Origin of the sequence: Pseudomonas entomophila, assembly GCF_029193575.1 — a bacterium.
Classification (GTDB): domain Bacteria; phylum Pseudomonadota; class Gammaproteobacteria; order Pseudomonadales; family Pseudomonadaceae; genus Aquipseudomonas; species Aquipseudomonas entomophila_G.
This window is the reverse complement of the sequence record NZ_JARGCS010000022.1, coordinates 19,227-41,647: the sequence shown is the minus strand read 5'-3', so window position 1 is coordinate 41,647 and position 22,421 is coordinate 19,227. Positions and strand designations below refer to the sequence as shown.

General features: G+C 66.1%; 18 protein-coding genes. 7 read left to right on the top strand and 11 right to left on the bottom strand.

The genetic code is table 11. The features are described 5' to 3' along the window. The 4 genes from ttgB (at position 1) to P0Y43_RS10160 (ending at position 7,335) form a co-directional block, all read left to right on the top strand. Positions 1–3,153, top strand: coding sequence for a multidrug efflux RND transporter permease subunit TtgB (gene ttgB / locus P0Y43_RS10175; RefSeq protein WP_275637164.1), 3,153 nt, complete (start codon positions 1–3; stop codon positions 3,151–3,153). Beyond that, complete coding sequence (locus P0Y43_RS10170; RefSeq protein ID WP_275637163.1) at positions 3,150–4,595, top strand: AdeC/AdeK/OprM family multidrug efflux complex outer membrane factor; 1,446 nt, start codon at positions 3,150–3,152, stop codon at positions 4,593–4,595. The genes ttgB and P0Y43_RS10170 overlap by 4 nt, the downstream gene beginning before the upstream one ends. A 284-nt stretch (positions 4,596–4,879) precedes the next feature. Further along, positions 4,880–6,133, top strand: a complete 1,254-nt coding sequence (locus P0Y43_RS10165) for an OprD family porin (RefSeq protein WP_275637162.1) — start codon at positions 4,880–4,882, stop codon at positions 6,131–6,133. 218 nt (positions 6,134–6,351) lie between these two features. After that, positions 6,352–7,335: a LysR family transcriptional regulator gene (locus P0Y43_RS10160; RefSeq protein WP_275637161.1), complete on the top strand. Its 984-nt coding sequence runs from the start codon at positions 6,352–6,354 to the stop codon at positions 7,333–7,335. Here the strand turns inward: P0Y43_RS10160 and P0Y43_RS10155 are convergent. Then, entirely contained in the window at positions 7,235–7,930 is a 696-nt protein-coding gene (locus P0Y43_RS10155) for a Crp/Fnr family transcriptional regulator (protein ID WP_275637160.1), read from the bottom strand. The genes P0Y43_RS10160 and P0Y43_RS10155 overlap by 101 nt on opposite strands. Positions 7,931–8,021: 91 nt before the next feature. Between P0Y43_RS10155 and P0Y43_RS10150 the strand changes: the two genes are divergently transcribed. Further along, entirely contained in the window at positions 8,022–8,546 is a 525-nt protein-coding gene (locus tag P0Y43_RS10150; protein ID WP_275637159.1) for a DUF962 domain-containing protein, read from the top strand. 51 nt (positions 8,547–8,597) lie between these two features. On the opposite strand, the gene pcaC is transcribed toward P0Y43_RS10150, so the two are convergent. From pcaC to pcaR, 9 genes are all read right to left on the bottom strand, one after another. Beyond that, positions 8,598–8,990, bottom strand: a complete 393-nt coding sequence (pcaC, locus tag P0Y43_RS10145) for a 4-carboxymuconolactone decarboxylase (protein ID WP_275637158.1) — start codon at positions 8,988–8,990, stop codon at positions 8,598–8,600. Between the two features lie 10 nt (positions 8,991–9,000). Next, positions 9,001–9,792, bottom strand: coding sequence for a 3-oxoadipate enol-lactonase (gene pcaD, locus P0Y43_RS10140; protein ID WP_275637157.1), 792 nt, complete (start codon positions 9,790–9,792; stop codon positions 9,001–9,003). 11 nt (positions 9,793–9,803) lie between these two features. Further along, positions 9,804–11,156, bottom strand: a complete 1,353-nt coding sequence (locus tag P0Y43_RS10135) for a 3-carboxy-cis,cis-muconate cycloisomerase (protein ID WP_275637156.1) — start codon at positions 11,154–11,156, stop codon at positions 9,804–9,806. A 9-nt stretch (positions 11,157–11,165) separates the two neighbouring features. Beyond that, the gene (locus P0Y43_RS10130) at positions 11,166–12,455 is read right to left on the bottom strand and encodes an MFS family transporter (RefSeq protein ID WP_275637155.1); all 1,290 of its coding nucleotides are present in this window, start codon (positions 12,453–12,455) and stop codon (positions 11,166–11,168) included. Positions 12,456–12,631: 176 nt separating this feature from the next. Continuing rightward, positions 12,632–13,837, bottom strand: a complete 1,206-nt coding sequence (pcaF, locus tag P0Y43_RS10125; protein ID WP_275637321.1) for a 3-oxoadipyl-CoA thiolase — start codon at positions 13,835–13,837, stop codon at positions 12,632–12,634. After that, a complete protein-coding gene (locus tag P0Y43_RS10120) occupies positions 13,834–14,613 on the bottom strand; it encodes a CoA-transferase subunit beta (RefSeq protein ID WP_275637154.1) in 780 nt (259 codons plus the stop codon). The genes pcaF and P0Y43_RS10120 overlap by 4 nt, the downstream gene beginning before the upstream one ends. Beyond that, positions 14,610–15,458: a CoA transferase subunit A gene (locus tag P0Y43_RS10115; RefSeq protein WP_275637153.1), complete on the bottom strand. Its 849-nt coding sequence runs from the start codon at positions 15,456–15,458 to the stop codon at positions 14,610–14,612. The genes P0Y43_RS10120 and P0Y43_RS10115 overlap by 4 nt, the downstream gene beginning before the upstream one ends. A gap of 273 nt (positions 15,459–15,731) precedes the next feature. Next, entirely contained in the window at positions 15,732–17,078 is a 1,347-nt protein-coding gene (locus P0Y43_RS10110; RefSeq protein WP_275637152.1) for an MFS transporter, read from the bottom strand. A gap of 316 nt (positions 17,079–17,394) precedes the next feature. Then, positions 17,395–18,264 (bottom strand): pca regulon transcriptional regulator PcaR, encoded by an 870-nt coding sequence (gene pcaR, locus P0Y43_RS10105; protein WP_275637151.1) that lies wholly within the window; start codon positions 18,262–18,264, stop codon positions 17,395–17,397. 538 nt (positions 18,265–18,802) lie between these two features. On the opposite strand from pcaR, the gene P0Y43_RS10100 reads away from it, so the two are divergent. Together P0Y43_RS10100 and P0Y43_RS10095 are read left to right on the top strand one after the other, a co-directional pair. After that, complete coding sequence (locus P0Y43_RS10100; protein WP_275637150.1) at positions 18,803–19,003, top strand: hypothetical protein; 201 nt, start codon at positions 18,803–18,805, stop codon at positions 19,001–19,003. A gap of 316 nt (positions 19,004–19,319) precedes the next feature. Then, entirely contained in the window at positions 19,320–20,792 is a 1,473-nt protein-coding gene (locus P0Y43_RS10095) for an inorganic phosphate transporter (RefSeq protein ID WP_275637149.1), read from the top strand. 109 nt (positions 20,793–20,901) lie between these two features. Here P0Y43_RS10095 and P0Y43_RS10090 read toward each other — a convergent pair whose 3' ends face one another. Further along, on the bottom strand, positions 20,902–22,377 hold the full coding sequence (locus tag P0Y43_RS10090; RefSeq protein ID WP_275637148.1) for a helicase HerA-like domain-containing protein: 1,476 nt from the start codon (positions 22,375–22,377) through the stop codon (positions 20,902–20,904). Positions 22,378–22,421: the final 44 nt, after the last annotated feature.

Here is a 22,421-nt window from a genome sequence, read left to right as displayed (position 1 = left end):
ATGTCGAAGTTCTTTATCGATCGCCCGATCTTCGCCTGGGTGATCGCCTTGGTGATCATGCTGGTCGGCGCCTTGTCGATCCTGAAGCTGCCGATCAACCAGTACCCGAGCATCGCGCCACCGGCCATCGCCATCGCCGTGACCTACCCGGGCGCCTCGGCGCAGACCGTGCAGGACACCGTGGTGCAGGTCATCGAGCAACAGCTCAACGGTATCGACAACCTGCGTTACGTGTCGTCGGAAAGCAACTCCGACGGCAGCATGACCATCACCGCCACCTTCGAGCAAGGCACCAACCCCGACACCGCGCAGGTGCAGGTGCAGAACAAGCTGAACCTGGCCACCCCGTTGCTGCCGCAGGAAGTGCAGCAGCAGGGTATCCGCGTCACCAAGGCCGTGAAGAACTTCCTGCTGGTGATCGGCCTGGTGTCCGAAGACGGCAGCATGACCAAGGACGACCTGGCCAACTACATCGTCTCCAACATGCAGGACCCGATCTCGCGGACCGCAGGCGTGGGTGACTTCCAGGTGTTCGGCGCGCAGTACGCCATGCGTATCTGGCTCGACCCGGCCAAGCTGAACAAATTCCAGCTGACCCCGGTGGACGTGCGCACCGCGGTCTCGGCGCAGAACATCCAGGTATCGTCCGGCCAGCTCGGTGGCCTGCCTGCGCTGCCGGGCAACCAGCTCAACGCCACGATCATCGGCAAGGTGCGCCTGCAGACCGCCGAGCAGTTCGAGAAGATCCTGCTCAAGGTCAACAACGACGGCTCCCAGGTGCGCCTGGGCGACGTCGCCACCGTGGCCCTGGGCGGTGAGAACTACGCGGTCAGCGCGCAGTTCAACGGCAAGCCGGCATCGGGCCTGGCGGTCAAGCTGGCCACCGGGGCCAACGCCCTGGACACCGCCAAGGCGTTGCGCAAGACCATCAGCGACCTGGAGCCGTTCTTCCCGCCAGGCGTGAAGGCCGTGTTCCCGTATGACACCACCCCCGTGGTCACCGAATCGATCACCGGCGTGATCCACACCCTAATCGAGGCGGTGGTGCTGGTGTTCCTGGTGATGTACCTGTTCCTGCAGAACTTCCGCGCCACCATCATCACCACCATGACCGTACCGGTGGTGTTGCTCGGCACCTTCGGCATCCTCGCCGCCGCCGGCTTCAGCATCAACACCCTGACCATGTTCGCCATGGTCCTGGCCATCGGCCTGTTGGTGGACGATGCCATCGTCGTGGTGGAGAACGTCGAGCGGGTGATGTCCGAGGAAGGCTTGCCGCCCAAGGAGGCGACCAAGCGTTCGATGGGGCAGATCCAGGGCGCCCTGGTGGGTATCGCCCTGGTGCTCTCGGCGGTACTGCTGCCGATGGCCTTCTTCGGCGGCTCCACCGGCGTGATCTACCGGCAGTTCTCCATCACCATCGTCTCGGCCATGGGCCTGTCGGTGCTGGTGGCGCTGATCTTCACCCCTGCCCTGTGCGCGACCATGCTCAAGCCGCTGAAGAAGGGCGAGCACCATGTGGCCAAGCGCGGCTTCTTCGGCTGGTTCAACCGCAACTTCGACCGCAGCGTGCAAGGCTACGAGCGCAGCGTCGGCACCATTCTGCGCAACAAAGTGCCGTTCCTGCTGGCCTATGCGCTGATCGTGCTCGGCATGATCTGGCTGTTCGCCCGCATCCCCACCGCGTTCCTGCCCGAGGAAGACCAGGGCGTGCTGTTCGCCCAGGTGCAGACGCCGGCCGGCTCCAGTGCCGAACGCACCCAGGCGGTGGTCGACCAGATGCGCGAGTACCTGCTCAAGGACGAAGCCGACACCGTCGCCTCGGTGTTCACCGTCAACGGCTTCAACTTCGCCGGTCGCGGCCAGAGCTCGGGCATGGCGTTCATCATGCTCAAGCCATGGGGCGAGCGCTCGAAGGAGAACAGCGTGTTCGCCCTCGCCCAGCGCGCGCAGATGCACTTCTTCAGCTTCCGCGACGCAATGGTGTTCGCCTTCGCCCCGCCCGCTGTGCTGGAGTTGGGCAACGCCACCGGCTTCGACGTGTTCCTCCAGGACCGCGCCGGGGTTGGCCATGCCAAGCTGATGGAAGCGCGCAACCAGTTCCTGGCCAAGGCCTCGCAGAGCAAGATCCTCAGCGCGGTGCGCCCGAACGGCCTGAACGACGAGCCGCAGTACCTGCTGACCATCGACGATGAACGCGCCAGCGCCCTGGGCGTGACCATCGCGGACATCAACAACACCCTGTCGATCGCCCTCGGCGGCAGCTACGTCAACGACTTCATCGACCGTGGCCGGGTCAAGAAGGTGTACATCCAGGGGCAACCCAGCGCCCGGATGAGCCCGGAAGACCTGCAGAAGTGGTACGTGCGCAACGGCGCGGGCGAGATGGTGCCGTTCTCCTCCTTCGCCAAGGGCGAATGGAGCTACGGCTCGCCGAAACTGTCGCGCTACAACGGCGTCGAGGCGGTCGAAATCCTCGGCACCCCGGCACCGGGGTACAGCACCGGCGAGGCCATGGCCGAGGTCGAGCGCATCGCCGGCGAGCTGCCGTCGGGCATCGGCTACTCCTGGACCGGCATGTCCTACGAGGAAAAACTCTCCGGCTCGCAGATGCCGGCGTTGTTCGCCCTTTCGGTGCTGTTCGTGTTCCTCTGCCTGGCAGCGCTGTACGAAAGCTGGTCGATCCCGATCGCCGTGGTGCTGGTGGTGCCGCTGGGGATCATCGGTGCGCTGGTCGCCACCAGCCTGCGCGGGCTGTCCAATGACGTGTACTTCCTGGTCGGCCTGCTGACCACCATCGGCCTGGCGGCGAAGAACGCGATCCTGATCGTCGAATTCGCCAAGGAACTGCACGAGCAGGGCCGCAGCCTGTACGACGCGGCGATCGAAGCCTGCCGCATGCGTTTGCGCCCAATCATCATGACCTCGCTGGCATTCATCCTCGGCGTTGTACCGTTGACCATCGCCAGCGGCGCGGGCGCCGGCAGCCAACACGCCATTGGCACCGGCGTGATCGGCGGTATGATCAGCGCCACCGTGCTGGCCATCTTCTGGGTACCGCTGTTCTTCGTCGCAGTGTCGTCGCTGTTCGGCAGCAAAGAGCCGAAAGCCGACGCCACCCCTGAAACTCCACGTTATGAGGCTGGGCAATGACCAAGTCTTTGTTGTCCCTTGCGGTAACCGCGTTCATCCTCGGCGGCTGCTCGCTGATTCCCGACTACCAGGCCCCCGAAGCCCCGGTGGCCGCGCAGTGGCCGCAGGGCCCTGCGTACTCGCCGACCGAGTCGGCCGACGTGGCCGCCGCCGAGCAGGGCTGGCGCCAGTTCTTCCACGACCCGGCGCTGCAGAAGCTGATCCAGACCTCGCTGGTGAACAACCGCGACCTGCGCGTCGCCGCGTTGAACATCGACGCCTACCGCGCGCAGTACCGCATCCAGCGCGCCGACCTGCTCCCGGCCGTTTCGGCCAACGGCAGCGGCAGCCGCCAGCGAGTGCCGGGCAACCTGTCGCAGACCGGTGAGTCGACCATCACCAGCCAGTACTCGGCGACCCTGGGCGTCAGCGCCTATGAGCTGGACCTGTTCGGTCGCGTGCGCAGCCTGACCCAGCAAGCCCTGGAGACCTACCTCTCCAGCGAGCAGGCGCGTCGCTCGACGCAGATCAGCCTGGTGGCCAGCGTGGCCAACGCCTACTACACCTGGCAGGCCGACCAGGCGCTGCTGAAGCTGACCGAAGAGACCCTCAAGACCTATGAGGAAAGCTACAACCTGACCCGCCGCAGCAACGAGGTCGGCGTGGCCTCGGCGCTGGACCTGAGCCAGGCGCGCACCGCCGTCGAAGGCGCGCGGGTCAAGCTGTCGCAGTACCAGCGCCTGGTCGCGCAAGACCTCAACAGCCTGACCGTGCTGCTCGGCACTGGTGTGCCAGGCGACCTGCCGGCACCGTTGAAGCTCGACGCCGACCAGTTGGCCGAAGTGCCGGCGGGCCTGCCGTCCGACCTGCTGCAGCGGCGCCCGGACATCCAGGAAGCCGAGCATCTGCTCAAGGCCGCCAACGCCAACATCGGCGCGGCGCGTGCGGCGTTCTTCCCGAGCATCAGCCTGACCGCCAACGCCGGTACCCTGAGCCCGGACATGGACGGGTTGTTCAAGGGCGGTTCCGGCACCTGGCTGTTCCAACCGCAGATCAACCTGCCGATCTTCAACGCCGGCAGCCTGAAGGCCAGCCTGGACTACTCGAAGATCCAGAAGGACATCAACGTCGCCAAGTACGAGAAGAGCATCCAGACCGCCTTCCAGGAAGTCTCCGATGGCCTGGCCGCGCGCAAGACCTTCGAAGAGCAGTTGCAGGCCCAGCGCGACCTGGTGGCCGCCAACCAGGACTACTACCGCCTGGCCGAGCGCCGCTACCGTATCGGCATCGACAGCAACCTGACCTTCCTCGATGCCCAGCGCAACCTGTTCAGCGCCCAGCAGGCACTGATCAGCGACCGCCTGTCGCAGCTGACCAGCGAGGTCAACCTGTACAAGGCGCTCGGGGGTGGCTGGTACGAGCAAACCAACCAGCAGGCGTCGGTGGCCACACCGAAAGGCTGATTGGCCTGGCAGCAGCATCGAGCCCACCCTTTGCGGTGGGCTTTTTGTTTTTGTGGTGTCGCCGATGCCCCGCGATAGGGGCATCAGCGACAGCCAATTAACCACCCGGAACATTGCGTTCGATTATCGCCCGTAACCGCTTGCAACGAATTGCCACCCCACCACCCTTCCGCGCACCATCGCTCCCGCAACGTTGCACAGTTCATCCCCCAAAAAGCGTCGACCTGCAGGCCCGCACCCTGCAGCGCACCGACTCGCCCATAAAAACAAGAGATCCACGACAGATGAGCACTTTGCAACCCGCACGCCAGCTCCTTCCCGGGCTGTTGGCCCTCGCCTGCGCCCTGCCCGCCCTCGCCGCCGACGGTGGCTTCCTGGACGACGCCAAGGCTTCCCTCAACCTGCGCAACTTCTACATCAACCGCAACTTCGTCGACCCCGCCAGGCCCCAGGGCAAGGCCGAGGAATGGACCCAGAGCTTCATCCTCGACGCCCGCTCCGGCTTCACCCAGGGCACCGTCGGCTTCGGTGTCGACGTGCTCGGCCTGTACTCGCTCAAGCTCGACGGCGGCAAAGGCACCGCCGGCACCCACCTGCTGCCGGTGCACGACGACGGTCGCCCGGCCGACGACTTCGGCCGCCTGGGCGTGGCGTTCAAGGCCAAGCTGTCGCAGACCGAGCTCAAGGTCGGCGAGTGGATGCCGGTGCTGCCGATCCTGCGTTCGGACGACGGCCGCTCGCTGCCGCAGACCTTCCGCGGCGGCCAGCTCACCTCCAAGGAGATCGACGGCCTGACCCTGTATGCCGGCCAGTTCCGCGGCAACAGCCCGCGCAACGACGCGAGCATGGAAGACATGTCGCTGTTCGGCCGCCCGGCCTTCACCTCCGACCGCTTCAACTTCGCGGGCGGCGAGTACAGCTTCAACGACAAGCGCACGCTGATCGGCCTATGGGATGCCCAGCTCAAGGACATCTACCGCCAGCAGTACCTGAACCTGGTGCACAGCCAGCCCCTGGGCGACTGGACCCTGGGCGCCAACCTGGGCTATTTCCTCGGCAAGGAAGACGGCGCCGAACGCGCTGGCAAGCTCGACAACCGCACTGCCTCGGCGATGCTTTCGGCGCGCTACAAGGGCCATACGTTCTATGTCGGCCTGCAGAAGGTCAGCGGCGACGACGAGTGGATGCGGGTCAACGGCACCAGCGGCGGCACCTTGGCCAACGACAGCTACAACGCCAGTTTCGACAACGCCAAGGAACGCTCCTGGCAACTGCGCCACGACTTCAACTTCACCACCGTCGGGGTGCCGGGGCTGACCCTGATGAACCGCTACATCAAGGGCGAGGATGCCCATGTGGGCACGGTCACCGATGGCAAGGAATGGGCGCGCGAGACGGAGCTGGCCTACGTGGTGCAGTCCGGCACGTTCAAGGACCTGTCGCTGAAGTGGCGCAATTCCACGATGCGGCGGGACTTCAACAGCAACTCGTTCGATGAGAACCGGTTGATCGTGAGTTACCCGTTGAATCTGCTGTGAACCCATCGCGGGGCAAGTCGGATCGACGCACCGCCGCTCCTGCAAAGAACAGCGCTACCTCTGTAGGAGCGACGGTGCGGCGATCCGACTTGCCCCGCGATGGCGCCTGCCCCGACAACAAATAACAAAATCACCTAACAACCTAACAAATCCAACGTTGACGGAATATGTAACAAAGACTAAAAACGACACCTCAACGCCCGCCGCAGAGCCTCGCCATGGACCTTCGCCAACTGCGCTACTTCATCGCCCTCACCGAGTACCGCAGCTTCGTCCGCGCCGCCGAGGCCATGGGCATCACCCAACCCGCCTTCAGCCGTGCCATCCAGGGCCTGGAGCAGGAGCTGGGCTGCGCCCTGGTCGACCGCGCCAGCAAGGCCCTGCAACCCACTCCCGAAGGCCAGGTAGTGCTGCAACACGCCCGCCGCCTGGTGCAAGGCGCCGCGCAACTGAGTAACGACGTCTTGCAGATGACCAAGCTCGACGCCGGCGAGCTGCACTTCGGCAGCGGCCCGGCCCTGGCCGTGCGCCTGGTGCCCGAGGCGCTGCGGCACTTCATCGAGCACCACCCAGGCATCCGCACCGCGCTGCTGGTGGACAATGCCGAACGCCTGGGCCAGGCCCTGCGCCGCGAGCAGATCGAATTCTTCGTCGACGACGTGCGCCCGTTCGAGGCCGACCCGAACTTCCACACCGAACCCTTGAACCCACGCCCGGGCCTGTTCTTCTGCCGCCCCGGCCACCCGTTGCTGGGCAAGGACAGCCTGTCGACCAACGACCTGTTCGCCTACCCGCTGGCCAGCGCCCTGCTCACCCCCGGGGTGCGCAAGCGCCTGGCCAACCTCAGCGGGCGCAGCGACTTCACCCCGCACTTGCAGACCGAGCACCTGGCCGTGCTGCGCAGCGTGGTGCTGAGCAGCGACGCGATCGGCAATGCCAGCGAGGAGGCGGTGGCCGAGGACCTCGCCGCCGGCAACCTGGTGCGCCTGCACTGGCGCAACCTGCCACCGGGCCTGGAAGTGCTGAGCGTGCGCTGCGGGGTGGTCAGCCGCGCCGGCTACCGGCTCTCGCCCGCCGCCCGGGCGATGATCGACACCCTGGTCAACCTGGATGCCCGGCCATCTGCCGCAGGCGTGGCGCATCGAGGATCAGCACCTCGCCGTAGCCCAACCGCACAACGCCCGCCTGCTCAAGGCTCCTGAGGATCTGGTTGATGGTCTGGCGCGACAGCGACAGCATCAGCGCCAACTGCTCCTGCGACACTTGCAAGCGCCATTGCGGCACGTCGCGCTCGCCATAGCCCTCGGCGATCTGCAACAGGCGGTGGGCCAAGCGCGGCGCGGCCGCCAGCAAGTGCTGCTGCTCCAGGGCGACGAACACCCAGCGCAGCTTGTGGCTCATCAGCAGGGCCAGGTCGCGCCAGTGCCGGGGGTGGCGCTCAAGCCAATCGAGCAGGCCCGCCTGGGGAACCCACAGCAACTGCGTGGCGCCTTCGGCGAAGGCATCGTGGGTGCGCGGCTGGCCATCGAACAGGCTGATCTCGCCGAACCAGTACGGCGACTCCACCAGGGTCAGCAGCGCCTCCTTGCCATCGCTGCTCACCGCGCCCACACGCATGGCGCCGGCCAGCACCGCATACAGGCCGCACGGTGGGTCGCCACGCTGGAACAGGCACTGCCCGGCCGCCAGCTCGCGCGGCCGGGCCAACGCCAGCAGGCTATCCTGAATGGAAACGGGCAACTGCTTGAACCACTGGCCGTGCAGCAGTTGGGCGCGCCAGGCGCTCGGGTTGTCCATGAAACCTCGCTGGGCGGACTCTGTCGGCCAGGCGACAGACGACGGCGGATGGACGGGGCAAGCTGCGCCTACCCCGGTTGGAGGAACAACAATGAAAAACCTCGTCGATCACCTGAGTCAATACGCGGCGTATCACCGCGACCCGCGCAATATCCACAGCCACTTCATCGGCATCCCGCTGATCGTGCTGGCGGTGAGCATCCTGCTGTCGCGCCCTGGCTGGGAGGTGGCGGGTATCTGGTTGTCGCCGGCCTTGCTGCTGGCGGCCTGGTCGGTGTGGTTCTACCTGCGCCTGGACCTGCGCTTCGGCTTGGTGATGGGCGTGCTGCTGGGGCTGTGCCTGTGGGCCGGGCAGATGCTCGCGGTGCAGGCTACCGGGCTGTGGTTGAGCGCGGGCCTGGGCGCCTTCGTGGTGGGCTGGGTGATCCAGTTCGTTGGGCACTATTACGAGGGGCGCAAGCCGGCGTTCGTCGATGACCTGAGTGGGTTGATCATCGGGCCGCTGTTCGTGGTCGCCGAGTTGGCTTTCATGATGGGCTGGTGCGGTGAACTGAAGAAGGCGGTGGAGGCCAATGCCGGGCCAGTGGCGCTGCGGCAGAAAAAGGCAGCGGTGTAGGGCTGGTTTGCGATGGCAGTGCCGGCCTCGTCGCGGGGCCGGCACTGACCCTTATTTACGCGACTCGACCCCCAGTTCATCCCACACCGACTCGGCCAGGTGGAACGTCGCATTCGCCGCCGGGATCCCGCAATAGATCGCGCTCTGCATCAGCACTTCCTTGATCTCGTCACGCGTCACGCCGTTGTTGGCGGCGGCGCGCAGGTGCAGCTTGAGTTCCTCATTGCGGTTCATGCCGATCAGCATGGCGATGGTGATCAGGCTGCGGGTGTGCCGCGGCAAGCCTGGGCGTGTCCAAATATCGCCCCAGGCGTGCCGGGTGATCATTTCCTGGAACTCAGCGTTGAAGTCGTTGAGCTTCTCCAGGCTGCGGTCCACGTGGGCATCGCCGAGCACGGCGCGACGCACTTGCATGCCGGCGTCGTAGCGTTGTTTCTCATCCATCGCGGTGTCCTCAGTGGGCCAGCAGGAAGTCGAGCACGCGGCGGCTGAACGGCGCACCGATCTCGACGTTGGACAGGTGCGCGGCGGGGAACTCGACGTACTCGGCGCCCGCGATGCCGTCTTGCATGAAGCGCCCGTGTTCCGGGGTGGTCACCGCGTCCTCGGTGCCGGCGACGATCAGCGCCGGCAACTGGACCTGGCCCAGTTGCGCGCGGTAGTCGGCATCGCGCACCGCGGCGCAGCAGGCGGCATAGCCCTCGGGCGAGGTCTGCGCCAGCATCTCGGTGATGCGCTGGGCCTGGGCCGGTTCGGCGGCGGCGAAGGCCGGGGTGAACCAGCGGGCAATCGAGGCATCGCGCAAACCGACCATCGCCGCGCGGCCGCCCTTGAGCACGGTGTCGATGCGGGTGTTCCACACCTCGTCGTTGCCGATCTTCGCCCCGGTGTTGCACAGGGTCAGGCTGAGCAGGCGATTACCGGCGTTGATGCCCAGCCACTGGCCGATCAAGCCGCCCATGGACAGCCCGACGAAGTGCGCCTTGGCGATGTCCAGCGCATCCAGCAGCGCCAGCACGTCGCGGCCCAGTTGCTCGATGTTGTAGAAGCCTGGGGTGACCAACGAGGCGCCATGGCCGCGGGTGTCGTAGCGCAGCACACGGAAATGCTCGCTCCACAGCGGCACCTGCGTGTCCCACATGCGCAGGTCGGTGCCCAGCGAGTTGGACAGCACCAGCACCGGGGCGTCGGCCGGGCCATCGAGTTGGTAGTTCAGTACACCATCGGCCAGTTGCAGTTGCGCCACAGCGGTCTCCTTCAGGCAGTGAAACGTTGATGATCGGCCACGGCGCGCGCCACCCAGACGCGCGCCTGGCCGAGGTAGTGGGCGGGGTCGAGCAGGTGGTCCAGCTCGTCGCCCGTGAGGTGTTCGGTGACCTGCGGCTCGTCGCCCAGCACCGCGCGCAGGTGGCGCTGCTCGGCCACCGCACGCTGGCAGCATTGCTCGAGCAGGTGGTGGGCGCGGTCGCGGCCCAGGCGCTGGGCGAGCACGATGCTCACCGCCTCGGCCAGCACCAGGCCCTGGGTCAGGTCGAGGTTGCGGCGCATGCGCGGGGCATCCACCTCCATGCCCTCGGCGATCAGTTGGGCCTGGCGCAGGGCGCCAGAGACCAGGCAGCAGATGTCGGGCAGGGTTTCCCATTCGGCGTGCCACAGGCCGAGGCTGCGCTCGTGCTCCTGGGGCATCGCGGCCAGCAGCGTCGAGACCAGGCCCGGCACGCGGGTGGCGGCGCCGATCAGCACCGCCGCGCCCACCGGGTTGCGCTTGTGCGGCATGGTCGAGGAGCCGCCCTTGCCCGGGGCCGAGGGTTCGAACAGCTCGCCGGCCTCGGTCTGCATCAGCAGGCTGACGTCACGACCGAACTTGCCCAGGCTGCCGGCCACCAGGCCCAGCACCGAGGCGAATTCCACCAGGCGGTCGCGCTGGGTGTGCCAGGGTTGTTCGGGCAGGCTCAGTTGCAACTGCGCCGCCAGCGCCTCGGCCACCGGCAGCGCCTTGCTGCCCAGCGCCGCGAGGCTGCCGGAAGCGCCGCCGAATTGCAGGCACAGCAGGCGCGGGCGCAGCTCCTTGAGGCGCTGGCGGTGGCGAGTCAGCGCACCGAGCACGCCCGCCAGCTTCATGCCCAGGGTCACCGGCGTGGCATGTTGCAGCCAGGTGCGCCCCACCAGGGGGGTGTCGGCATGCTGCAAGGCCTGGCGCGCCAGGGTATCGGCGAGCTTGCCCAGGTCCGCGTCGATCAGCCCCAAGGCATCGCGCAGTTGCAGGACCAGGCCAGTGTCCATCGCATCCTGGCTGGTGGCGCCCAGATGCACGTAGCGCTCGGCCTCGGGCACGCCACTGGCGATCACCTTGCCCAACGCCTTGACCAGCGGGATCGCCGAGTTCCCGGCGATGGCGATGGCGTCGGCCAGGGCGCGGGCGTCGTAGCGCTCGGCCTTGCACGCCGCCTCGATCGCCGCCACCGCGCTGTGCGGCACCAACCCCGCATCGGCCTCGGCGCGCGCCAGGGCGGCCTCGAAGTCGAGCATGCCCTGCAGGCGGCCACGGTCGCTGAACACCTCGCGCATGGCCGGGGCAGTGAAGTAGGCGTCGAACAGTTGGTTGCTCATGCAACGTCCTTAGTGGTCATGGTGCAGGTAGGCCGCCTGTTTCGGCAGGCGCAGGCTGAACAGGAAGGCCACCGCCATCATGGCGGTCACGTACCAGTAGAAGGTGTTCTCCATGCCCAGGGTTTTCAAGCCCAAGGCGACGTATTCGGCGGAACCGCCGAACAGCGCGTTGGCCACCGCGTAGGCCAGGCCCACACCGAGGGCACGCACGTGTGGCGGGAACATCTCGGCCTTCACCAGCCCGCTGATCGAGGTATAGAAGCTGACGATGCACAGTGCCAGGGTCACCAGCACGAAGGCCATGAACGGGCTGCTCACGGTCTTCAGGGCTATCAGCAGCGGCACGGTGAACAGCGTGCCCAAGGCGCCGAACAGCAGCATCGAGTTACGCCGACCGATGCGGTCGGAAAGCATGCCGAACAGCGGCTGCATGCACATGTACAGGAACAGCGCGCCGGTCATCACGAAGCTGGCGCTCTTGGCGTTCATGCCGGCGGTGTTGACCAGGTACTTCTGCATGTAGGTGGTGAAGGTGTAGAAGATCAGCGAGCCGCCGGCGGTGTAGCCGAGCACGGTGATGAACGCCGCGCCGTGGTTGCGCAGCAGGCCGCCGATGGAGCCGGCGTCCTTGTCCTGGCGGGTCTCGGCGCTGCTGGTTTCCTTCAGCGAGCGGCGCAGCATCAGCGAGATCAGCGCGGCCACCGCGCCAACCACGAACGGGATGCGCCAGCCCCAGTCGCGCAGGTCCTGCTCGGTGAGGAACTGCTGCAGGATCACCACCACCAGCACCGCCAGCAACTGGCCGCCGATCAGGGTGACGTACTGGAACGAGGCGAAGAAGCCGCGCTGCCCGCGCAGTGCCACTTCACTCATGTAGGTGGCGGTGGTGCCGTACTCGCCGCCTACCGACAAGCCTTGCACCAGGCGCGCGAACAGCAGCAGCGCCGGGGCCCAGGCGCCGATACTGGCGTAGGTCGGCAGGCAGGCGATGAGCAGGGAGCCGGCGCACATCATCAGCACCGAGATCATCAGCGAATTCTTGCGCCCATGGCGGTCGGCCAGGCGGCCGAAGATCCAGCCGCCGATGGGGCGCATGAGGAAACCCGCGGCGAACACACCGGCGGTGTTGAGCAACTGCACGGTGGGGTCGTCGGAGGGGAAGAAGGCGGGCGCAAAGTAGATGGCGCAGAAGGCGTAGACGTAGAAATCGAACCATTCCACCAGGTTGCCCGAGGAGGCACCGACGATGGCGAAGATGCGTTTGCTGCGTTCTTCGCCGGTGTAATAGGCTGAGGTCATGGCTGTTTTACTCCTGGAAGGTCACTGCTAAGTCTAGACACACCCAGTAACAATCTCGTTCCGCAGGGGCGGCCCTGTCGCGGGACAAGCCCGCGCCTACAGGCACCGCGCCGTTTCCTGGCCAGCGGAAACCTTGTGCGAGCGGGCTTGCCCCGCGATGGGGCCGCCCGCAACGATCAGACCCGCTCGATCGCCAGTGCCAACCCTTGGCCAACACCGACACACATGGTCGCCAGGCCCTTGCGCCCGCCGCTCTTCTCCAACTGGTGAAGGGCGGTGAGCACCAGGCGCGCGCCACTCATGCCCAGCGGGTGACCCAGAGCGATCGCGCCGCCATTGGGGTTCACCTGCGGCGCGTCATCCGCCACACCGAGCCCACGCAGCACCGCCAGGCCCTGGCTGGCGAACGCCTCGTTCAGCTCGATCACGTCGAAATCCGCCACGGCGATGCCCAGCCGCTCGGTCAGTTTCTGCACCGCCGGCACCGGGCCAATGCCCATCACCCGTGGTGCCACACCGGCGCTGGCCATGCCCAGCACCCGGGCGCGGGGGGTCAGGCCATGCTTCTTCACCGCCTCGGCCGAAGCCAGGATCAGCGCAGCTGCACCGTCGTTGACGCCCGAGGCGTTGCCGGCGGTGACGGTTTTGTCGGCACCGTTGACCGGCTTCAACTTGGCCAGGGCCTCGAGGGTGGTGTCAGGGCGCAGGTGCTCGTCCTGCTCGACCACGGTCTCGCCCTTCTTGTGCGCGATGCGCACCGGCACGATCTCTTCGGCGAAGAAACCGGCGGCCTGGGCGGCGGCGGCACGCTGCTGGCTGCGCAGGGCGAAGGCGTCCTGGTCGGCGCGCGACACCTGGTGGTCGTCGGCGACGTTGTCGGCGGTCTCGGGCATCGCGTCGACACCGTACTGGGCCTTCATCAACGGGTTGACGAAGCGCCAGCCGATGGTCGTGTCTTCCAGCTTCATGTTGCGCGAGTAGCCGCTTTCGGCCTTGCCCATGACGAATGGCGCACGCGACATCGACTCGACGCCACCGGCGATGGCCAGCTCCATTTCGCCGCTGGCGATGGCGCGGAAGGCCGTGCCGATCGCGTCCATGCCCGAGGCGCACAAGCGGTTGAGGGTCACGCCCGGCACGCTTTGCGGCAAGCCGGCCAGCAGCAGGGCCATGCGCGCGACGTTGCGGTTGTCTTCACCGGCCTGGTTGGCGCAGCCGAGGAACACTTCGTCGAGCTGCGCCCAATCGACCTGCGGGTTGCGCTCGACCAGCGCCTTGAGCGGGACCGCCGCCAGGTCGTCGGCACGCACGCCAGCCAGGGCGCCGCCGAAGCGACCGATGGGGGTGCGGATGGCATCGCAGATGAATACGTCGCGCATCAGGCTTCTCCGACGGTCTGGCCATGGGCGGCGGCGGTGCGCGCCTCGAGGTCGCGCAGGGCCGACAGTTCGGTGTCGCTCGGCGCCTCGGTGGTCTGCACGCTATCGGCAAAGCGGATCGGCCAGCCGGTGGCGGCGACGATCTGCTCGCGGGTCACGCCCGGGTGGATCGAGGTGACGACGAATTCGTGGCTGCCGGCTTCCGGTTCCATGATGCACAGGTCGGTGATGATGCCGACCGGGCCTTCGCCCGGCAGGCCCAGGCGTTTGCGCGAGTCGCCGCCTTCGCCATGGCCGACCGAGGTGATGAAGTCGAGCTTGTCGACGAAGGCGCGCGGCGATTGCTTGAGGATGATCAGCACCTGCTTGGCGGAACCGGCGATCTCCGGCGCGCCACCGGCACCCGGCAGGCGGGTCTTGGGCGCGTGGTAGTCACCGACCACGGTAGTGTTGATGTTGCCGAAGCGGTCGACCTGGGCGGCGCCGAGGAAGCCGACGTCGATCCGCCCGCCCTGCAGCCAGTAGCGGAAGATCTCGCCGGTGGGCACGACGGTGTCGGCGGTCTCGGCCAGCTCGCCATCGCCGATCGACAGCGGCAGCACGCTCGGCTTGGCGCCGATCGGGCCGGATTCGTAGATCAGCACCACGTCCGGCGAGGAGGTCAGGCGGGCCAGGTTGGCGGCCTTGGACGGCAGGCCGATGCCGACGAAGCACACGGCACCGTTGCGCAGGCGGCGGGCGGCGGCAACGGTCATCATTTCAGAAGTGGAGTAGCTCATTGTGCGGCCTCCAGCTTGGCCTTGAATTCGGTGAAGTCGGCGGTGCCACGGATGTAGGTGTCGATCCAGGCGCTGAACGACTCACGGTTGCGGGCGATCGGGTCCCAAGCCTGGTAGAAGCGGTTGTCGCGCTCGTAGTAGCCGTGGGCGTAGGACGGGTGGGCACCGCCTGGCACCAGGCACACCGCGCTCAGGGCCCAGGTCGGCAGCACGCAGGCGTTCATCGGTGCCTGCAGGTCGTCGACGATTTCCTCGACGGTGACGATGCAGCGCTTGGCCGCCAGGGCCGCTTCCTTCTGCACGCCGAGGATGCCCCACAACAGCACGTTGCCCTTGCGGTCGGCCTTCTGCGCGTGGATCACGGTGACGTCCGGGCGCACCGACGGCACTGCGGCCAGCACTTCACCGGTGAACGGGCAGGTGACGCTCTTGATCAGTGGGTTGACCTTCGGCAGGTCGGAGCCGGCGTAGGCGCGCAGCACCGCGAACGGCAGGCCGGAGGCGCCGGCGACGTAGGCGTTGGCCAGGTCCGCGTGGCTGTGCTCCTCGATCTCGATGGCGTGCGGCCACTGCTTCTCCACCGCGTCGCGCAGGCGATGCAGCGAGCCGACACCGGGGTTGCCGCCCCACGAGAAGATCAGCTTGCGCGCGCAACCGGCGCCGATCAGCTGGTCGTAGATCAGGTCCGGGGTCATGCGCACCAGGGTCAGGTCACGCTTGCCCTGGCGGATGATCTCGTGACCGGCGGCGGTCGGGATCAGGTGAGTGAAACCTTCGAGGGCAACGGTGTCGCCATCGTGGACGAACTGCTTCACGGCATCGTGAAGCGAGAGGATTGCTGCCATTTGGAGACTCCTGGTCAGGCTGAGTCGGGTCAGGTGCAGTCGCGCTGCGATGAGCTCAGATTAAGGAGGCGGCTGGGACGGTACAATCCGATAATCGACGATGTGTGCGGTTATCGAACAATTTGTTGCCCTCCTATCAATCGCCTAAAACCCCCTCCGCCCCCCGTAGGAGCGCGCTTGCCCCGCGATGGCGTCAGGCAGGCCGACCGAGATCGACCTGCCGACGCCTCGCGGGGCAAGCGCATGCCCACGGGAGCGGCGGGGTGAGGTAACTCAGGTCGCGTCGGCGTGGCTCACCAACCCCTTGACGATCACCCCCACCGTCGCCAGTGCCGCCGGCACCAGCAGCGCGGTCAACACTTGCTCGAAGGTCCAGCCCAGCCCGAGCAGGGTCGCCCCGCTCCAAGCCCCGAGAATCGCACCGAAGCGGCCGATGCCGAGCATCCACGACACGCCAGTCGCGCGGCCCTGGGTCGGGTAGAAGCGCGCCGCCAGCGACGGCATCGCCGATTGCGCGCCGTTCACGCACATGCCGGCGACCAGCACCAGTACCGCCAGCAAGGTGATGTTGCCCAGGCTCTGGCCCACGGCGTAGGCGAATACCCCGGCCAGCAGATAGAAGAGGCCGATCACCTTGTGCGGGTTGAAGCGGTCCATGGCCCAGCCCACCGCCACCGCGCTGAGCACGCCGCCGAACTGGAACAGCGCACCGATGAACGCCGCCTGCTCGAGGCTCGCGCCGCTGTCGCGCATCAGCGTCGGCAGCCAACTGGTCAGCAGGTAGACGATCACCAGGCCCATGAAGTAGGTCAGCCACAACAGCACCGTGCCCAGGCCGTAGGTGCCGGAGAAGATCAGCGCGAAGACGTTGCGCGACCCCACCGCCTTCTGCTCCGGCACGCTGAAGCCCGAAGCGTGGGCCACCACCGCCGGGGCGATCGGCGCCAGGGTCTTGCGTACCTTGTCGGTGCCACGGTTACGCACCACCAGGTAGCGCGCCGACTCTGGCAGCCACACCAGCAGCACCACGGCCAGCACCAGCGGCAGCACGCCGCCGAGCACCAGCAGGCTATGCCAGCCGAAGGCCGGAATCAGCTTGGCGGAAATGAACCCGCCGCCGGCCATGCCCAGGTTGAAACCGCAGAACATGCTGGTCACCAGCAGCGACTTGAGCCGTTCGGGGGTGTATTCGGAGAGCAGCGTGGTGGCATTGGGCATGCCTGCGCCCAGCCCCAGGCCGGTGAGGAAACGCAGCACCAGCAGCTGGTCGACGTTGCTGGCGTAGGCCGAGGCCAGGCTGAAGCCGCCGAACACCAGCACCGCGCCGACCAGCACGCCCTTGCGCCCGAAGCGGTCGGCCAGCGGGCCGGAGCCGAGGGCACCGAAGACCATGCCGATCAGTGCGGCGCTCATGACCGGGCCGAGGCTGGCGCGGTCGATGCCCCACTCCTGGGACAAGGCCGGCGCGATGAACCCCATGGCGGCCGTGTCCAGGCCATCGAGGAAGACGATCAAGAAGCACAGGATCACCACCCGCCATTGGTAGCGGGACAGCGGTTGTTGATTGATGAAGGACTGGACGTCAAGGCAGTTGCCGACGGGGGTGTGCGGTTGGTTCATGGTGGTAGTCCGGAAGATGGGCGCAAGTACGCCACTGCGACAGGTTAACGTGCAGGGCTGTGGATGTTCAGGTACGAGCGACCGGGGGTCAGCCGGAGGACAACGGTACTGCGCGCGGGTGCGGCCGCTGCAGCGATGGGACAGTGGTCATGGGTGGTGCCTCTTAGTTGTTATTGTTCGGTCGGCACGGCCGACCGATGCGAGAGACATTAATCAGCGCCCGAAGGCGGCGCAATTGACCCGAAACGACATTGTGCGTTTATCGAACAGGAACTGTTTTCGTGCATGCCGGCCCCATCACGGGGCAGGCACGACACTACCCAAACAACTGGTGGCACAAGTCCCGACTGGCCGCCAACAGGATCGGCAGGAACCGCTGCTCCAGTTCGCTGCGCGTCACCCGCCCGACATGGGTACTGACGTTCAACGCCGCCAGCACCTGCCCCGAGGCGTCGTAGATAGGCACCGCGATCGACCGCAGCCCCTGCTCCAGCTCCTGGTCGACCACGCACCAGCCCTGCGCCCGCACCTGCTGGATGCAGGCGAACAGCGATTCCGGGTCATGCAGGGTGCGGGTGGTACGAGCCTTGAGATCAGCGCGCTCGAAATACTCGCGCAGGCTAGTGTCGTCCAGCGCCGCCAGCAGGATCCGCCCCATCGACGTGCAGTAGGCCGGCAGTCGCCCACCCACCGACAGGTCCACCGAGATCAACCGCTCCACCGTGGCCGAGCGGGCGATATAAAGAATATCGTCGCCTTCGAGGGTCGCCATGTTGGCGGCTTCGTGCAGTTGGTCGCTGATGCGGTCCAGGTACGGCTGCGCCGACACTGCCAGGGGCGTCGACGAGAGATAGGCATGGCCCAGGGTCAGCACCTTGGGCAACAACGAATAGGTGCGCCCATCGGTGGTGGCGTAGCCCAGCTTGATCAGCGTGTGCAGGCAGCGGCGCACCGCCGCCCGAGGGATTTCCGTGCGGTGGCTGATCTGCGCGATCGTCAGGTGGCGCTTGCGCTCCTGGAACGCCTGGATCACCGCCAGACCGCGGGCCAGCGAAGTCATGAAGTCCGGGTCGCCGGTGAACGCCTGGATACGCTTGGCCGGCGACGCAACGATCGGTGGCGCCAGGGAGGTAACGGCGGCGCGGCCCGGTTCGGTGCTGGCGGATCCCTTGGTTTCTTCGCTCATCGGCTGACCTCAAAAAATCTGCAGTTCGTGCGATTATCGAACAAACGGCCGATAATCGCAATTGACCGCTGACACGTTTACTTATACCTTTCTCCTGCCACTTGTGGCTTCTTTGGAGAGACTGGTCAGGTACCCACCGTAGAAGTCCCTAGGCAACGGCCTCGCCCAACCGCGAGGCCGTTTTCATTTCTGCTTGCCTGTGCGAACTTTCCGTCGAACGCCTGGCTGCAACTTGAAGTTGCCGGGATAAATAAAGCGTTGATACACACGCAACTTCAACCCTGGACTTGTCAGGCAGCGTAAAGACCGATGTTCCCCGAGCGGTCGATTGCTATACTCCGGCAAGTCAGGTCGGATTCTGTCGCATGAATGGATCCAATACCGCCTGCATCGCCGAAGATCGGCCAACTTCATAGCCGCCTGACTAAGGCATAGACGTAGTCTTAGCGCTTGTCAGTGTGCCAGTGAAAACCGTCGCGACGGGCAGGCTGCCCATGACGGTCGTTATCCTTCAATTCAACCTGAACAGGTCGTTACTGTGACGAAAGATGAACTGCGCGCGGAGCTCGAGCGCCAGGCTGAACGTTACAAGGAAGTTTATGGTGGTGAAGTCACCACCTATGCCGCCCAACCAGAACCGGAACGCAAACCCTGGCGCAAACGTGCCAGTCTCCTCGACCAAGCCTTTTCCGAGGAGCTAGAACGGATGGAGAAGGAACGAGGTAGCGAGGCCCCCTGACGCTGCCGTCCCGATTGCGCCGTGTCATCGCCTGGCAGGCTTGGCGCGGCGCCGATCTTTACCCAAGCACCTGGATGAAATGGAATTACACAAATTTCATACACCCGTTTGAATAGCACGAGGTGCGCACGTTTCCTTCAAAATCAATGACATTCGTCGATTTTGCCCCATAGCTCCCAGCCATTTTCCCGACACGCCCCAGCGCCCCTTCCAGCCTTTTAGCGATGAAAACCTGCCATCTGTCTGTCGTAGGTGCATCGATTGCCATGGTTTTCTGGCATAATTCGCGCCCCCTACGAACCGCCAGAAAACCTTCATGATCGATTTATTCAGCGGACTTGATGCCTGGGTGGTGGTGAGCCTGGTGCTCGCACTGACCTTCGTGCTCGCATTCGAGTTCATCAATGGCTTTCATGACACCGCCAACGCGGTAGCCACCGTCATCTATACCAAAGCCATGCCACCGCACCTGGCCGTGTTTTTCTCCGGCGTGTTCAACTTCCTCGGTGTCCTGCTCGGCGGTGTCGGCGTGGCGTATGCCATCGTCCACCTGCTACCGGTCGAGTTGTTGATCAACGTGAACACCGGGCATGGCCTGGCCATGGTCTTCTCCCTGCTCGCCGCGGCCATCACCTGGAACCTGGGCACCTGGTACTTCGGTATCCCCGCCTCCAGCTCGCACACCCTGATCGGTTCGATCCTCGGCGTTGGCCTGGCCAACGCGCTGATCAACGACATCCCCCTGGGCGATGGCGTCAACTGGCAGAAGGCGATCGACATCGCCATGTCGCTGGTGTTCTCGCCAATGGCCGGCTTCGCCGTTGCGGCACTGGTGCTCTTGGGCCTGAAGTGGTGGCGTCCGCTGTCGAAGATGCACAAGACCCCGGAACAGCGCCGCAAGCTCGACGACAAGAAGCACCCGCCGTTCTGGAACCGCCTGGTGCTGGTCATGTCGGCCATGGGCGTCAGCTTCGTGCACGGCTCCAACGATGGCCAGAAGGGTATCGGCCTGATCATGCTGGTACTGATCGGCATCGTTCCGGCGAAGTTCGTACTGGACCTCAACAGCACCACCTACCAGATCGAGCGCACCCGCGACGCCACCCTACACCTGAGCCAGTTCTACCAGCGCAACGCCGCTACCCTGGGCGAGTATCTGGCGCTGGGCAAGGCCAAGTCGGGCGACCTGCCGGAGCAGTTCAGCTGCAACCCGCAGCAGACCGAGCCGACCATCGCGGCCCTGCAATCGTCGCTGGCCAGCGTCACCGACTACCGCGCCCTGACCGCCGAGCAACGTGTTGAAGTCCGCCGCTACCTGCTGTGCCTGGACGACACCGCCAAGAAAGTCGGCAAGCTGCCGGGCCTGGAAAGCCGCGAAAAGGCCGACCTGGAGAAGCTGCGCAAGGACCTCACCGCGACCACCGAATACGCCCCGTTCTGGGTGATCGTGGCCGTCGCCCTGGCCCTGGGCCTGGGCACCATGGTCGGCTGGAAGCGCGTGGTGCTGACCGTCGGCGAGAAGATCGGCAAGCAAGGCATGACCTACGCCCAAGGCATGTCGGCACAGATCACCGCCGCCTGCGCCATCGGCATGGCCAACATCTTCAGCCTGCCCGTGTCGACCACCCACGTGCTGTCGTCGGGTGTGGCCGGCACCATGGTCGCCAACAAGAGCGGCCTGCAAGGCGGCACTGTGAAAACCATCCTGCTGGCCTGGGTGCTGACCCTGCCCGCGTCGATGGGCCTGGCCGCCGGGCTGTTCTGGCTGGCCTCGAAGGCGATCAGCTGAGGGGCTTCCCCCAGAACGAGAAAGGCGCCCCCAGGGCGCCTTTTTTGTGGCCATTACGGTACTAAGCGGTCTGTGGAAGCGGACTTGCCCCGCGATCGGGCCGGCACATTCAGCGCCGCTTCCCGCCCAACAGCGACCCCATCAGCCCCCGCACCAACTGGCGCCCCAGCTGGTTCGCCGCCTGGCGCACCGCCGACTTGATCGCCTGCCCCGCCGCGCTCTGCAGGAACTCCCCCGCTTTATCCGTGAAACTCTCCTCATCGGCCTTAGGCACCGGCGTCGGCTCCACCGGCTCACCCTTGCGCCGGGTCAACATTTCATAGGCCGACTCACGATCGATCGGCTTGTCATAGCGCCCCGCCAACGGCGAGGCGCTGATCAGCACGCTACGCTCAGCAGCGCTCAACGGCCCGATCCGCGACTGCGGTGGCGCCACCAACACCCTCTGCACCACCTCCGGCGTGCCTTTGTCCTGCAAGGTGCCGACCAGCGCCTCGCCAATGCCCAGCTCGGTCAGCACCGCCAGGGCGTCGAAGGCCGGGTTTGGGCGAAAACCCTCGGCTACCGCCTTGAGCGACTTCTGCTCCTTGGCGGTGAAGGCCCGCAAGCCATGCTGGATGCGCAGGCCCAGCTGTGCCAGCACCGCGTCCGGCAGGTCGCCCGGCGATTGGGTGACGAAGTACACCCCAACGCCCTTGGAGCGGATCAAGCGCACCACCTGTTCGAGGCGGTCCTGCAGGGCCTTGGGGGTGCCGTTGAACAGCAGGTGCGCCTCGTCGAAGAACAGCGCCAGCACCGGCTTGTCGGCATCGCCACGCTCGGGCAGTTGCTCGAACAACTCGGCCAGTAGCCACAACAGGAAGGTCGCGTAGACCTTCGGCGCCTCGTGCACCAGGCGGCTGGCGTCGAGCAGGTGGATGCGCCCACGGCCGTCGCCGTCTGGGCGCAGCAGGTCTTCGAGTTGCAATGCCGGCTCGCCGAACAACGCCTCGGCACCCTGCTGCTCCAAGGTCGCCAGGCGGCGCAGCAGGGCCTGGGTCGAGGCGCTGGTCATCAATGCGCTGTCCTCGCCCAACACTTGCGGGTTGTCGCGCAGGTGCCCGAGCAGCGCCTTGAGGTCCTTGAGGTCGAGCAGCAGCAGGCCCTCGCGATCGGCCACCTTGAACGCCGCGTACAACGCGGTTTGCTGACTGTCGGTCAACTCCAGCAAGTTGCCCAGCAGCAGCGGCCCCATCTCGCTCAGGGTGGTGCGCAACGGGTGGCCTGATTGCCCGGCGATGTCCCACAGGCTCACCGGGTAGGCCTGTGGCCGGTGCTGCAACCAGGGCATGCCGGCGATGCGCTCGGCCACCTTGCCCTGGGGCGCGCCCGCCGCGCCCAGCCCGCACAGGTCGCCCTTGACGTCGGCGGCGAACACCGCCACCCCGGCGTCGCTGAACACCTCGGCCAGGCGTTGCAGGGTGACCGTCTTGCCCGTGCCCGTGGCGCCCGCCACCAAGCCATGACGGTTGGCCAGGCGCATGGCCTGGCACACCGGCTGGCCATCCAAACCAGCACCTACAACCAATTGCGAAGAATCAGACATGCTCTTTCATCCTCTGCTCAAGCTTTGCCGCCTAGCGGCCAATA